We start from the raw sequence: 14,701 nt of genomic DNA, 5'->3' as shown, positions 1-14,701 counted from the left end.
TAAAACTGCATGTAATTTTTCGTCTATCGTATATTTAGTCAAAAAAACTGCACCTCCAATTGTTAGATGTTGTCTAACAATTGGGGTGCAGTTCAGTTTCTCCGGCCCTTTTTGTGCATTTTTTTAGGCGAATGAATATCTTTAAATTCTTGCAAGGTAGATTGTTCCACTTATTAACGATTCTCTCCAATTACCACTTTTACTTTTGGGATTATATGTGCTAAAAGAATGGTTTTTCTTGTAAAAGAAGGAATTTGCATTTTGTTAAAGAAAATATATTTACATGATCTTGTTTATTGACAAGGAATGGGGGGTAAATAAAAGTAACGAACTAATAAAAATAATATGAGGGCCGAATTGAGAGTTAAATGAGAATGGTAGCTAGGTATTTTCAATTAGAAAAAGTGGTTTTAATGTATTACATAAAAAAATGAAATAGCTATAGTACAGGCTAAACAAGAAGTTTTAAAGGATTTTTTCAAATTTCAAAAAGGGTATTCATTTTAAATAAATTAGTGTATAATAAGGAATATGAAATACTTAATTAAAATTATTTCAAATTAGAGTGGTACTTATGAATACTAATAGTAGATTTCCCCTCATAGATCACCGATTCTATATTTAGGGAGTGTGAGTAAACATGGTAACATTATATACATCACCTAGTTGTACTTCATGCAGAAAAGCAAAAGCATGGTTAGAGGAACATGAGATTGGATATAAAGAAAGAAATATTTTTTCAGAACCGTTAACAATTGATGAGATTAAAGAAATTCTTCGAATGACAGAAGATGGCACCGATGAAATCATTTCAACACGGTCAAAAACTTTCCAAAAGTTAAACGTAAATTTAGAGAGCCTGCCTCTTCAAGAATTATATAAATTGATCAAGGAAAATCCAGGTCTGTTGAGACGTCCAATTATCCTTGACGAGAAACGGCTTCAAGTGGGTTATAACGAAGATGAGATAAGACGCTTTTTACCACGTAAAGTTCGTACTTTCCAGTTACGAGAAGCACAACGTATGGTCAACTAATAAGGTCTTTCAAGCTCTGCCAGGAATTGTGCAGAGCTTTTTCTTTATACATAACCGCTTTTTCGCCTGATGGAAACTTTAAAATCCGGACCATGTCCGATTTCATAGGCAACAGCTGATGTGTGGGATTTCCGGGAATATCCTATAGTCAGCATCATTAAAAGATAAAAGAAGAATGTAATACATCATGCTGTGTATATAATAAGGCATAAACGGTAGTTCGATTAATGTAAAGAAAGCACTGTGATAGTTGCATGCGGATGAATTTTTTTATAGAATGAATGGAATATTAGGCAAACAATTGTTTTTTAGATAAGTAACGTTTTTTATTTCCCTTCTTCAAGGTTTTGTCATAAAATGATGTAAAATAGTCTGTTTTAATGACTAACATGATTTACAGTATTCACTTACGGGTAAAGAGCTTTTAAGAGCAATTTTCGCTTGGGGGTTATTATCCCTTCAAAATGAGAAAGGAAGGGAGAGGGGAATCATGGAAATCGAACGCATTAATGACGATACAGTTAAATTTTATATTTCCTATATAGATATTGAGGAAAGAGGCTTCGATCGCGAAGAGATTTGGTACAGTCGTGAGAGAAGTGAGGAACTTTTTTGGGAAATGATGGATGAAGTGCACCAAGAAGAAGAATTCATGATTGAAGGACCTTTATGGATTCAGGTTCAAGCTCTTGAAAAAGGCTTGGAAGTTTTGGTCACAAAAGCTCAGCTTGCCAAAGATGGTCAGAAACTCGAGCTGCCTCTTTCGGATGATAAGTTAAAGGATTTGAATGTATCAGATAAGATGGATACTCTTCTTGATCAACATTTTCATGGTAAGGATGAAGAAAGCGGTATGACATTCGAAGATGGTATGATTGAGTTCATTACGAGTTTCGAGGATTTTGAAGATGTCATTTCATTAAGCAAGCGTCATGGCTTGGATGACTGGACGACAAAGCTTTATGTTTATCAAAATAAGTATTATCTTTATATCGAATTTTCCGAAGCGGAAATTGACGAGGAAGAAATCGATAATGTTCTAAGTCTTTTATTGGAATATAGTCAGGAGTCACCGATAACGGTGCACATGCTTGAAGAGTACGGAAAAATAGTTATAGAAAATGATGTATTCGCGACGGTCGATAAATATTTCGCTTAACTGTTGGGGCCGATTTCAGTAGAAATCGGCCTTTTCGTCCTAGAATGAATATGTTTACCTTAGGCAGGGAGTTTTTTTCCTGTCTCCCTGTGTTGTAAATTGGAGGTAGTCTAGGTGAAGAATATAGTTGGCATCAGTCTGCTTATTCTCTTGTTGGTCAGTCCTTGGTATTTTATTACAAATGAAGTCAATGGCGGGCTAATGTTTTATTCCAGCCTTATATTGACCCTTTTCTTGGCGATAACTGGGTTTGTGATTTTCCTGGAAAATCGAGATCCCATCCAAACCATAACGTGGCTTGTTGTTTTTTGTGCTTTCCCTTTCATCGGTTTCATATTTTACTTTTTGTTTGGCCGCAATTTCCGGAAAGAAAGGATATTTCGCAAGAAGTACTTTTTGGATAAGCAAAGATTCGTGAAAATGAGCGGCGAAGCGGAACATAATGATCGGATGAAGGAGATGGACGAGAACTCACAGCAGCTATTCTCTCTTGCAAACAGGCTAGGGAATAGTCCAATTTCATTTACAACCGAAACCCGAATTTTGAAAAATGGTAACGAGACATTTGTCAATATCATCGAAGAAATAAAAAAAGCCAAACATCATATCCATTTAGAGTACTATATCGTTAGGGATGACCGGATCGGCGGTGTGTTAAAGGATGTCCTGATACAAAAAGCAAGAGAAGGGGTAGAAATCCGTTTTCTCTATGATGCGGTTGGTTCATGGAAGTTGGCCCGCACCTATATCCATGAACTGAAGAATGCTGGGGTTGAAATGGTCGTCTTTGGTCCGTTGCATCTCCCGTTAATAAATAATAAATTCAACTTTCGTAACCATCGGAAAATAATTGTGATAGACGGCTCTATCGGTTTCATGGGAGGCCTCAATATTGGAGATGAATACTTGGGACATGATCCGAAATTCGGTTCTTGGCGTGATACACACCTTATCGTAAAAGGGGAAGCAGTCAGGACTTTACAGCTCATATTTTTGCAGGATTGGTATTATAGCACCAATCATAGCTTTTTAACGGATGAGTATCTCTTGACTGGCAGCCAGCTTCATCATGAGCATGGCGGAGTTCAATTGATTGGTGGCGGCCCGGATAGTGAGTGGACGATCATTAAGAACATTTTTTTTAAGATGATTACTTCAGCTGAAAAGTCTGTCTGGATTGCCTCTCCCTACTTCGTTCCTGATGACGATATCTTTCAGGCATTGAAGGTGGCGGCTTTAAGTGGTTTGGATGTCAGACTGCTCGTTCCCAAGAACCCCGATAAGCGTATTGTATTCCATGCTTCGAGAACCTATTTTCCTGAAATGCTCGCTTCAGGAGTTCGTATTTTCCAATATAATGAAGGCTTCATGCATAGCAAGATCATCATCGTTGATGACCAACTGGCTTCAATTGGGACAACCAATATGGATATGAGAAGCTTTCATTTGAATTTCGAAGTCAATGCCTTTCTCTACCGGACGGAAAGTACCCAACAGCTGGTGAATGATTTTTTGGAAGATATAAAGGTATCCCAAGAAGTGGAGATTGATGCATTTTCCAAGCGTAATATCGGTTTGAAAGTACTGGAATCCACTTGCCGATTACTTTCACCCCTTCTTTAATTGTACAAACTCTACTATTTGCCGATAAGGCATTTTTTTTTGCGAATTAAAAGGGATTCATAGCGGTACAAACGAATGTATTGGTTGAGGAGGAGATGTATGCTAACTGCGATAAAGAAAGATGGGACTTGGATTACCCTACCTGAAAAGATGCCGGCAAACGTGCTTGCAAAATGGAGAAAGTCAGAGAATTATTACTGCCCTTGTTGCAAGACGGAAATGTCCATCAAAGCTGGGAATGTCAGAATCCCGCATTTTGCCCATAAAAGTAATTCTTCGTGCCGTGCTTCTTCAGAACCGGAATCCGCTTATCATTTAATGGGAAAAAGAAAATTGTATCAGTGGTTTTTATCACACGATTGTCAAGTCGATCTAGAGGCTTACCTGCCCCAAATAAAGAAAAGGGCAGATATCTTAGTTACGATAGGAGGATATCGCTTTGCGGTAGAATTTCAATGCTCAGTTATCCCGGAGAATGAATTCATTGAACGGACAAGAGCCTATCAAAGCGTAGGCATCAAGCCGATTTGGATCCTTGCTGCCAAAAGCTTAAAAAGGAAAAGTATGCATGAATTCCGATTATCCGGCTTTCAATGGCTCTTTGTCACCGGCAGTTGCCATCATCCGTTTCTATGGATGTATTGTCCGGAAACTGATCGATTATCCGTTTTGAAGAACCTCACACCTTTTTCCCCTAGAGTCGTCTTTGCCGAATTGACAACCGCTTCTTTAACAATCCTCAACCCTAGCCGATTAACCCCCAAAAAAAGCTCCTGTTTCCCTTTTTTGCCTTTTTGGAGATATAAACGAAAGGTCTGGTGCCTCCACCGTGTGAAAGCTGCACGTAGAAGCGACCCTTTTTTAAAAGGGCTTTATTTACATCATATTACACCTCCGACAATACCCATCGAAATAGGGGTACCAGTCAGAGGGATGCTTTTAATCGAGACTCCCACGATAGAATGGCAAGCGTGGATTTACATGGATGTGTTTCAAGAGAAAAAACCTGGGGAAAAGATTTCTATGGATGATATAATCCGTTTTTTTAAGAAGCGGACAAAAAATGGGGAAATAAAGCTTAGGTCGTTGCCTTTGCTTCATGAAAAGCCGATGGTGTATCCTGTAGGGCAATATATCCAGCTTTTAGAGGATATGGGCTGCATATCAAAGGCGGAGGAGGAGGTATTTAAAGTTGAAAAACGTTTATCTCTACCCTCCAACAGTGATGAAGGACAAATGATGGAAAGAATTTTCTATAATGAGCATAAGACAACGATAGAAAAGGGGAACATCCAGTATAATCAGGATTAACATCTCAGGTTCATCTTGAATTCAGATGAATTGGCAGGATTATTTTTGTCAATGGAGAAATAGTAATAAGAACGAGGATTTACAAACTAAGAAAGCATGAACGCCGTATGAAGATTGCAGCATTCAATCCGGTTTAACGATGAGTAGCTGACTGGCGAGTTTTCTATGGAATGGAGAGGAATATTTTATGGCACAGGAAACAAAAGTGAATACTTTACCCTCAAGAAGTGAAATAGCTGCTGAAGATACTTGGAGACTGGAAGATATCTTCGCGACAGAAGAAGATTGGGAAGCTGCCTTTAAAGCAGTAAAAGAAGATCTCAAGAAAGCGGAGGCACATAAAGGGACGTTGGGTGAAAGCGCAGAAAAGTTATTTGCGGCCCTCCAACTACAAGATGAAGTATTTGAGAATCTAGGGAAAGTTTATTCTTATTCACATATGCGCAATGACCAAGATACAACCAATCCTTTTTATCAAGGGATGGAAGATCGGGCGAAAGCTTTATACGCCCAGGCAGCAGCGGCGTTTTCTTATATGGTTCCGGAACTGTTGAGTATTGATGAAAGCAAAGTTGAAGGGTTTTTGGAAGAAAAAGAAGAATTGAGTTTATATAAACATTCATTAGAGGAGATCAGTCTTCAGAGGCCTCATATCTTATCTGCTGAGCAGGAAGAATTATTGGCACAAGCATCAGAAGTGCTCGATGCATCAGGCAATACGTTCGGAATGCTAAACAATGCCGATTTGAAATTCCCGACCATCAAGGATGAAGAGGGAAATGAAGTGGAAATAACTCATGGAAGGTATATCCGTTTTCTTGAAAGTGAAGATCGCCGTGTACGTGAGGACGCTTTTAAAGGGGTATACAGCAAGTATGGAGAGTTCCGCAATACATTTGCTTCCACCCTATCAGGTGAGGTGAAGAATCATAATTTCAATGCGACAGTTCGTAAATATGATTCAGCACGCCAAGCTGCTTTAAGTAACAATAACATTCCTGAGAGCGTATACGATAATCTCGTTAAAACGGTTAATGACAATTTGCCGTTACTGCACCGTTATCTTGAATTACGTAAGAAAGTACTCGAATTAGATGAACTTCATATGTATGATTTATTCACCCCGCTTGTGAAGGAAGTGAAGATGGAAGTAACATATGAAGAGGCGAAGGATTATGTCCTTAAGGGTCTTGCTCCGCTCGGGGAGGACTATTTGAATGTTTTAAAAGAAGGATTTGAAAATCGTTGGGTCGATGTACATGAAAACAAAGGGAAACGAAGCGGTGCCTATTCTTCCGGTACATACGGGACGAATCCTTATATTTTAATGAACTGGCAGAATAACGTCAATAACTTATTCACGCTAGTGCATGAATTTGGGCATTCGGTCCATAGCTACTATACGCGTAAATATCAGCCATACCCATATGGGAATTACTCGATATTTGTAGCGGAAGTTGCATCGACCTGTAATGAAAACTTATTGAATGATTATTTATTAAATACGATTGAAGATGAAAAGAAACGGATCTATTTATTAAATCATTATTTAGAAGGTTTCCGTGGAACATTGTTCCGCCAAACGATGTTTGCGGAATTTGAGCATACCATTCATTTAAAAGCTCAAAGTGGGGAAGCATTGACAGCTGATATGCTGACGAAGGAATATTATGAGCTGAATAAAAAATACTTTGGCGGAAGTGTGACCATTGATGAGGAAATCGGATTGGAATGGGCTCGTATTCCACATTTCTACTATAATTACTACGTTTATCAATATGCGACTGGAATCAGTGCAGCTACAGCATTAAGCAAGCAAATCCTTGAAGAAGGAGAGCCTGCTGTCAAAAGGTATCTGGAGTTCTTGAAATCAGGAAGTTCCGATTATCCGATTGAAGTACTCAAAAGGGCAGGCGTCGATATGACAAAAGCAGAGCCTGTACAAGAAGCAATGAATGTATTCGAGGAAAAATTAAATGAGTTGGAAGAACTTTTGAATAAATAGGATGTGAAAGAGACCCGAAAAGCTTCGGGTCCTTTTTTGGGAGGTCCACTATAATCCTTTAAAGCGATTTCTTTGATTTAAACTGTTAAGAATAATGAAGAAAACGAAAAATAAAATAGGGGAGGTAAAGTACAGGGGAATGAGTTGCATGATTCCGAGTAGCTGGACGAATAGCGACCCTAACAAGAGTATGAGTAAAATAATGGCTTTCAATTTGGTCACCTCCAACCTGTTAAGTGATAATAGATAAAAGCTTCTTTATTAGATTTTATGTGCTAGAATAAGCAGTATTCTAAGAATATGACAATAATGTGAAATGAAGCACAAAGTTCTTGCAATTAATGTGTGTAATCTGCTATAGTACAGATATAGAAGTTATCACATCCCAAACATATACCCCTTTGTTTGATCGTCGTGAAATTTCTCCCATCCCCTTTGTTCGTATAAATTGATAAAAACCTCAGCAAATTTCGCGATTTGCCGGGGTTTTTTCTTTGGATGATAGGCAAACGGTATAAAATGAGGCTGAATGCAGCAAAAGATGAAAAAATATTTAGATGATCCATTGAATAGAATTGTGAAGATTTTCACAAATTAACGTATCCATTTTTTACCGAAAATCATCTGGATCCAAATCGAAAAGAAATCGGGTTTGCTAGTGTTGCCAAGATAAATGCAAGATGAAAAAATTATTTTGTGAACAATTTGTGAAAAGTTGCACATATAGTTGAAACATAAAATGGTTACTGTTATATTATTAATTGTGAAGTTAATCACAAACAAACTTATACCCCTTTGTTTGATCGTGAAAAGTTTCTCCCATCCCCTTATTTCATATAAAAAACCATGCAATCGTTTGATTTGCATGGTTTTCCCTTTTAATATAAAAGAAGTTTAAATAAAAAAGACTGTAGGTAAAAGAGGTTTTATCTAAATTTATAACAAAGTTGATTGGAATTGGTGTGCGTGTCTCCTGAGGGAAAAGCCTGTCTAGGGGAGACCCCGCAGGCGTAAGCCGAAGGTGGACAGTCGGCGAAAAGCAAGTTTCCTACGTTACAATCAACGTTCAAATTGCAAAAGCCATAAAAAAACACCCCGTAAATGTTAGTTTGGTGTCTAACATTTGCGAGGCAGTTCAACTCGATTTCCAACGAGTTTGTCTACAGTCTGAAAGCAGTCATTTTCATGACTGGTTCTTTGTATATCTCCAAAACGTCCCGTATTTTGCTGGAATTTTCTCTGCCACCTGTTTTAAAACAAGTTTCTTCATTTCCAACTCGACGTTATTCTTGGTCATATTGTAAACCGTTTCGATTTCCTTAGTGGCCACTAGTTTGAAACAGCTTAAAAACTCTTCTAGGGAGGGTGGTTTTGCAGGGGCGGGAAGTCCATTCAGCATATCTTCTAAAATTTGAACATATACCTCGTAAGAATAGACACCGGAAACTTTTATTCCTTCTTCTTCAATATTTTGATTGAAAAAGACAAGGGAAGGTATTTCCGTCACTTCCATTTCATTTGTGATTTTCATGTCACATTGAAAACCCTTGGCTGCACTTGAAGAATTGATGTCATAAAGGAATTCCTCCACATCCAATCCAACCGATTTGGCACACTCGGTCAAGACCTCGATATTGGAAATATCCTTTTTCCCAATGAATACATATTCTTGTAGCTGTCTTAAAAAGCGAATGGCCAATTTACGGCCCTGCAATTCTGCTGCTTTAATGGCGATGGAAGCTGTATATGGAGAAGAGATTGGGTTTTCAGACCAAAGGCTTCCGTCACAGGACATTCCTGAGCGGCTGGCTGTCTTTTCCCAAACTTGAGCAAGGTTTTCATAATTTTTATTTTTCCCCATATTAAGAGAATCGATTTTACCGCTTAAAACATGGCGTAAACTGAATAATTGGCCATATTCTATCTGTAATTTTCGAATAATTGGTTCTAAGCCCCAGCACTCGGGACAAAGCGGATCAATAAAAACATAAATTTCAATTGGCTTTTTTCCTATATCATAGCAATGCTGCGTTTTGATCCAATCAGAAACATTGAAAACTGGTTTATGTGCGCTCAACTGTCTTCTCCTTTCCCGTCCATACCGGATGAATTGATCATATGTTGTGCCGTCAAATAAAGGCGGTGGTAGATAAATTTCCTAATTTCACCCTCAAGGCCCACTTCGTCCATAGCTTGATACATACATGATAGCCATGCTTTCGCACGTTCTGGTGTAATTTCAAAAGGTATATGTCGAGCCCGCAACATTGGATGGCCATGTTCTTCAGTATATAAAGAGGGGCCACCTAAATATTGAGTCATAAATTGTTTTTGCTTACGGACCGTTTCTGTTAAATCGTCAGGGAAAATCGGCTGGAGATCCGGGTGTTGACTAACGTTGGAGTAAAACAAATCAATTAACCTGTGTAATTGCCCTTCTCCAATTAATTCATATGGTGTAGGGTTCCCTTGCGTCATGTTGATTACTCCTTTTAAAGAAAGATGGTTGATATTTATTCATATTTTATCAATGACGTACTGATATAACAAATATATAGCTTGAAGAAAATTTTACATCTGTAGTATGACACAGGGGAATGGACTATAAAGGCTGCTTTTTTGGGGGCGATGCTTTTTTTCTGTCTGTCTTGAAAAATAACATGAAAAAACTGACCCATCAAAAATAACAGGGTCAGCTTTCGTTAGTTTGAAAATGTGCCATACACTTTTTGAACATAATTCTGTGTTTCCTTAAAGGGTGGAATGCCGTTATACTTGTCTACATTTCCTGGTCCTGCATTATATGCAGCAAGGGCGATTTGGATGTCCCCTTCATAACGGGCCAGCATTTGACTTAAATATTTACTCCCGCCCATGATGTTTTGTTCTGGATCTGTGAGATCATTCACTCCGAGGCTCCTTGCCGTTGCCGGCATTAACTGCATAAGCCCAGTTGCACCAGCATAACTGGTAGCATTTGGGTCGAAGTTCGATTCTTGTTTAATGATCGACTTAATCAATTTTTCCGGGAGATTATATAAAGTGGCCGCCTTGCTGATGATTTCATCGTAATTTGTGCCGGATTCGCTAGTCTCATGGTTAGTATGGGCAGTGGCTATCGGATTAATGGATGTAAGGCTGCTGGATTGGAGTAAGTTCCTTGCTTCCGTTTCCACATTGGTTAATAAGGAACCCAATGTCTGAGAAGTGCCTTGAAGACTATCACTCGAAACCAGCTCCGACAGCATGTCCTGGAAAATGGAACGGGATGAATGAGTATTTGTGATGTTTCCGTTTGTAAATTGCTGAATCGCCTGCAATTCCATAAATGTTTTGAAATCTTGGATTTTCAAACTCTCCACCTCCGCAAATGGGTTCAAGCAGGATTAGCCCTGGAATTTGGCACGAAAAAACCTCTTAACTTTATTTTCGGTTTCTCTTTCTGGAATTTGAAGGGTTTCAAGGAGAGTCTGGAAAATTTTTTTTCCAGCTTTTGCGTCCGTCACTTCATATTCAAGCTCAAAGTCTTCCTGATTCACATACGAACTATGATCCAAAACAAGTAAACCCATTTCGTATGGAAATTCAAACCGGTCCGTCTGTAGGGTCCCAAAACAGGTAAAGTCTTCAGGATTGATTCCGCTTTCGAGGATAAGATGTTGGATCACCCCATCCGGGAAAGCATTATGATTCAGGAATGCATGAGCGGTTTCTTCAGTGATCTCTTGATTCGTTTCCAATAATCCCTCAGTCGCAGGCTGCTTTAAAGTCAGCTCGAAATGCCCATTTTTTTCCCTGATCCGAAGCGCAGAGTTCTGATTTTTCAGATGGAATTCCACTGTATCGAAATAATGATTTTTCTGTGATGCAAAGCTCGAGACATCGATATGAAAATAATCGATCAGTTGACGAAATTCTTTTTCGTTTAAGAGGTTTTTGTATTCAATTTCAATGTGCTGGTTCATGTGTTTCTTCCTTTCTGACTGTTCTCTTAGGTTAATCATATAAGAACCTTATCAGCTGTCAAATCGAATGCAATAATTTTTTACTATTGTACTTGAATATTTAGGAATCAATTGCAGGTTATGATAAAATATAAACGTTGATCACGTGAAGTGATTATAGTTTATAGAGGATATCATACATAATTTTTATTAGTGAAAGATTTTAGAGAATCAAGAAGTGAGGCAGTGTGTTTTAGGACCGCTGGATAAGGGAGAGCGTTCTGCCCATACCATAGTTGAACAGACGCTTTTTAGATAGATATAGGTGGTGTGGCAATGGAGAATTGGGACGATTTCTTGGCGCCTTATACTCAGGCTGTCGAAGAATTAAAGGTTAAGCTAAAGGGATTAAGGAAACAGTTTGAGAGAGAGAATATTCACTCACCCATCGAATTTGTAACAGGCAGGGTAAAGCCGATTGTCAGCATTTTGGATAAAGCCAGTCAAAAGGATATTCCCATTGATAAATTGGGAACTGAAATTCAGGATATTGCAGGCCTTCGCATGATGTGCCAGTTCGTAGATGATATCGAACAGGTAGTTGAACTTTTACGGGGACGCAATGACTTTGATATAGTCGAGGAGAGGAATTATATTTCTCATAAGAAAGCAAGCGGCTACCGTTCTTATCACGTGGTCATCCGCTACCCGGTCCAGACAATACATGGCGAAAAAAATATACTTGCTGAAATTCAAATCAGAACACTTGCGATGAATTTTTGGGCAACGATTGAACATTCGTTAAGTTATAAATATAAAGGCATTTTCCCGGAAGATATTCAATTGCGGCTGAAGCGTGCAGCTGAAGCGGCATTTCTGCTTGATGCAGAAATGTCACAAATCCGTACCGAAATCCAGGAAGCGCAGCGTCTTTTTTCAAGGAAGAAAGACTCTTAAACCCATTAAGGGGTAAATAAGAAGAAATCTAATGGTAAGGTGGGATTACATGAAATTTGCGATTACGTCAAAAGGGGATGCGAAATCGAATACTTTAATGCAAAGGATGCGAACGTATCTTCAGGACTTTCAATTGGAATATGACGAAGATCAGCCGGATATTGTCATTTCGGTTGGTGGTGATGGCACATTATTATATGCATTTCACCGTTATAAGAATCGTTTAGACAAAACGGCCTTTGTTGGTGTACATACGGGTCATCTAGGTTTTTATGCGGATTGGACCCCAGAAGAAATTGAAAAATTGGTCATAGCTTTAGCAAAGACGCCATTTCAAATTGTTGAATATCCATTGCTCGAAACAATCGTCCGTTATCAGCATGGAGGACGTGAAACCAGATTTTTGGCATTGAATGAATCGACCGTAAAAAGTGTTGAAGGGACGCTCGTCATGGATGTCGAAATACGCGGTCAGCATTTCGAGACGTTCCGAGGGGATGGTTTATGCATTGCGACGCCATCTGGAAGTACTGCGTATAATAAGGCTCTTGGCGGAGCCATCGTCCACCCATCAATCGATGCAATCCAGATCACGGAATTGGCATCGATTAATAACCGGGTGTTCAGGACAGTCGGATCACCACTTTTGCTTCCGGCACATCATACATGTATGTTCCGGCCTGTCAACGCGGTCAATTTTCAAATTACGATCGATCATCTAACCCTTCTTCAAGAAGATGTAAAGTCGATACAGTGCCGTGTGGCAGATGAAAAGATCCGTTTTGCCAGATTCCGCCCATTCCCTTTCTGGAAAAGGGTACATGATTCATTTATTGCTAATTAAGGAGATAGACTCACCTCATGTCAAATCAAAACTTCTCTTTGACCTGGTCGGTTTTTGAAGAGGATTCCGGCTCTTTATTGCGAGATTTTCTCAGCAAATGGGATATTTCAAAACGTGCATTAACGGATATTAAGTTTAAAGGCGGACATATCATGGTAAACGGCAACATCGTCACTGTCCGGGAACGGATCGAAACTGGCGACATCGTCACTGTCATTTTTCCGCCGGAGCAGTCAAGCGAGGGCCTTTTGCCGGAACCCATCCCCCTGAATGTCAGGTATGAAGATGAATTTGTATTGGTGGTGGCCAAGCCGCCTTCCATGAATACCATTCCTTCCAGGGAACATCCGAACGGCAGTCTTGCTAATGGCTTGGCGGGTTATTATAAGAAGATGGGAATCCAGGCAACGATCCATATTGTTACAAGGCTTGATCGCGATACGTCAGGTTTGGTTTTAATTGCCAAGCACCGGCATATCCATCACCTTTTAAGTGAACAACAAAAATCAGGACAAGTTAAACGGAGATACCAAGCAATTGCCGAAGGCCTTGTTAAAGGACCAAAGGGAGAGGTAGTTGCTCCAATCGGACGGAAATCGACCAGCATCATTGAGCGGGAAGTTCGGGAGGATGGCCGGTATGCCTGTACTTTATATGAGGTATTGGCACACACTGACACGCTTACCTTTCTCAAGTTGGAACTCCAAACAGGGCGGACACATCAAATCAGGGTCCATATGGCTCATATTGGGCACCCGCTGGCTGGTGATGATTTATATGGAGGGAACAGGAGAGAGATCCCTCGCCAAGCCCTTCATTGTTTTGAACTGAAGTTTTTACATCCTTTCACGAAGGAAATGATGTTGTTTCAAGAAGAGTTACCTGAAGATATGACCCGATTGCTCGAGAGCAGCAAAGGCTGGGATTCCTGACAATGAAACCAGGTTGCTTAAATCGAAAGCAAGACTATGAAAGTAATCGATAGACGCAAAAAAACTCACCAAGCTGGCGAGTTTTTTTGGTTAATCAAAAGAAGTCCTGAATTTTTCCGCTAAATAAGGCATAGTTGATGGCACCTCTTGAATATCCAATTCAGGATAACGGACAGCCGTTAGTTTTCCACCGAAGACGCAGCCAGTGTCAATATTGTATGTATGATTGACTCGTCTTGCTTCAGGGACTGGTGTATGTCCATACACGATCCACGTCTCCCCTTTGTGGGATTGAGCCCAGTCCTTCCTGACCGGAGACCCGTCTGGATGTTTGGAGCCATTGATATCACCGTAAAGGACAAAGGTTTTTACCTTACTGCCATATTGACCAATATAATCACTGCGGATCCCTGCATGGGCAATGATCAAACGACCATCATCAATGAGTTGATAGAGTGGGGAACGCTCATACAGTTCCATGAATTTTTTACGGATCTTCTTCTGCTCGCGAATATTTAGTGATTCATATTCAGCTACTGTAGTCTCTAAACCATGTGAGATTTGAACCTTATTGCCAGAAAAATAGCGATACAGTTTATTGCAATGATTACCCGGGGCATATCTTGCAAGATTTTGGTTAATGACTAATTCATGGACAACCTCGATTACTTGAAGGGAATTTGGACCGCGATCGGTTAAATCTCCTACAAAGCCAAGGATTCTTCCCGAAGGATGGACTGGTATGCCGCTATCCCAGGCATAGCCCATTTTTTCCGTCAACTGTTTGAATTCGGTGAAACATCCATGAATGTCCCCGATGATATCGATGTTCATTTGTCACACCCTTTGTTTGTTTTGTATATGTTTATGGTATTAGTATAGTATTATTT

13 protein-coding genes are annotated in these 14,701 nt (G+C 39.5%); 8 read left to right on the top strand and 5 right to left on the bottom strand.

The genetic code is table 11. From position 1 onward, the window contains the following. The first annotated feature begins 640 nt into the window (after nucleotides 1-640). From spxA to pepF, 5 genes are all read left to right on the top strand, one after another. Entirely contained in the window at nucleotides 641-1,036 is a 396-nt protein-coding gene (gene spxA / locus ACFWE9_RS21555; RefSeq protein ID WP_034314502.1) for a transcriptional regulator SpxA, read from the top strand. Between the two features lie 490 nt (nucleotides 1,037-1,526). Further along, nucleotides 1,527-2,195: an adaptor protein MecA gene (mecA, locus tag ACFWE9_RS21550; RefSeq protein WP_230162965.1), complete on the top strand. Its 669-nt coding sequence runs from the start codon at nucleotides 1,527-1,529 to the stop codon at nucleotides 2,193-2,195. Nucleotides 2,196-2,309: 114 nt separating this feature from the next. After that, nucleotides 2,310-3,818: a cardiolipin synthase gene (cls, locus tag ACFWE9_RS21545; protein WP_230162967.1), complete on the top strand. Its 1,509-nt coding sequence runs from the start codon at nucleotides 2,310-2,312 to the stop codon at nucleotides 3,816-3,818. Between the two features lie 99 nt (nucleotides 3,819-3,917). Then, on the top strand, nucleotides 3,918-5,129 hold the full coding sequence (locus ACFWE9_RS21540) for a competence protein CoiA (RefSeq protein ID WP_377358704.1): 1,212 nt from the start codon (nucleotides 3,918-3,920) through the stop codon (nucleotides 5,127-5,129). Between the two features lie 187 nt (nucleotides 5,130-5,316). Continuing rightward, nucleotides 5,317-7,134, top strand: a complete 1,818-nt coding sequence (pepF, locus tag ACFWE9_RS21535) for an oligoendopeptidase F (protein WP_377358702.1) — start codon at nucleotides 5,317-5,319, stop codon at nucleotides 7,132-7,134. Between the two features lie 1,183 nt (nucleotides 7,135-8,317). Here the strand turns inward: pepF and ACFWE9_RS21530 are convergent. The 4 genes from ACFWE9_RS21530 to ACFWE9_RS21515 form a co-directional block, all read right to left on the bottom strand. Further along, complete coding sequence (locus ACFWE9_RS21530; RefSeq protein ID WP_377358700.1) at nucleotides 8,318-9,211, bottom strand: ClpXP adapter SpxH family protein; 894 nt, start codon at nucleotides 9,209-9,211, stop codon at nucleotides 8,318-8,320. Next, nucleotides 9,208-9,612 carry a globin domain-containing protein gene (locus ACFWE9_RS21525; RefSeq protein ID WP_377358698.1) on the bottom strand — a complete coding sequence of 135 codons (405 nt, stop codon included), beginning with the start codon at nucleotides 9,610-9,612 and terminating at the stop codon, nucleotides 9,208-9,210. The genes ACFWE9_RS21530 and ACFWE9_RS21525 overlap by 4 nt, the downstream gene beginning before the upstream one ends. Nucleotides 9,613-9,836: 224 nt before the next feature. Continuing rightward, the gene (locus ACFWE9_RS21520) at nucleotides 9,837-10,496 is read right to left on the bottom strand and encodes a lytic transglycosylase domain-containing protein (protein WP_483878217.1); all 660 of its coding nucleotides are present in this window, start codon (nucleotides 10,494-10,496) and stop codon (nucleotides 9,837-9,839) included. Between the two features lie 24 nt (nucleotides 10,497-10,520). After that, nucleotides 10,521-11,099, bottom strand: coding sequence for a CYTH domain-containing protein (locus ACFWE9_RS21515; RefSeq protein WP_230157849.1), 579 nt, complete (start codon nucleotides 11,097-11,099; stop codon nucleotides 10,521-10,523). Between the two features lie 315 nt (nucleotides 11,100-11,414). On the opposite strand from ACFWE9_RS21515, the gene yjbM reads away from it, so the two are divergent. The 3 genes from yjbM to ACFWE9_RS21500 are packed head-to-tail and all read left to right on the top strand — an operon-like array spanning nucleotide 11,415 to nucleotide 13,811. Next, nucleotides 11,415-12,035 carry a GTP diphosphokinase gene (gene yjbM, locus ACFWE9_RS21510; RefSeq protein WP_290370571.1) on the top strand — a complete coding sequence of 207 codons (621 nt, stop codon included), beginning with the start codon at nucleotides 11,415-11,417 and terminating at the stop codon, nucleotides 12,033-12,035. 49 nt (nucleotides 12,036-12,084) lie between these two features. Continuing rightward, the gene (locus ACFWE9_RS21505; RefSeq protein ID WP_230157844.1) at nucleotides 12,085-12,879 is read left to right on the top strand and encodes an NAD kinase; all 795 of its coding nucleotides are present in this window, start codon (nucleotides 12,085-12,087) and stop codon (nucleotides 12,877-12,879) included. A gap of 17 nt (nucleotides 12,880-12,896) precedes the next feature. Continuing rightward, on the top strand, nucleotides 12,897-13,811 hold the full coding sequence (locus ACFWE9_RS21500) for an RluA family pseudouridine synthase (RefSeq protein ID WP_230157840.1): 915 nt from the start codon (nucleotides 12,897-12,899) through the stop codon (nucleotides 13,809-13,811). 90 nt (nucleotides 13,812-13,901) lie between these two features. Here ACFWE9_RS21500 and prpE read toward each other — a convergent pair whose 3' ends face one another. Next, nucleotides 13,902-14,645 carry a bis(5'-nucleosyl)-tetraphosphatase PrpE gene (gene prpE / locus ACFWE9_RS21495; RefSeq protein WP_230157835.1) on the bottom strand — a complete coding sequence of 248 codons (744 nt, stop codon included), beginning with the start codon at nucleotides 14,643-14,645 and terminating at the stop codon, nucleotides 13,902-13,904. Nucleotides 14,646-14,701: the final 56 nt, after the last annotated feature.

Origin of the sequence: Peribacillus sp. NPDC060253, assembly GCF_042727425.1 — a bacterium.
Taxonomy (GTDB): domain Bacteria; phylum Bacillota; class Bacilli; order Bacillales; family DSM-1321; genus Peribacillus.
Note: the sequence above shows the minus strand (reverse complement) of the source record. Positions and strands in the feature narration are given on the sequence as shown.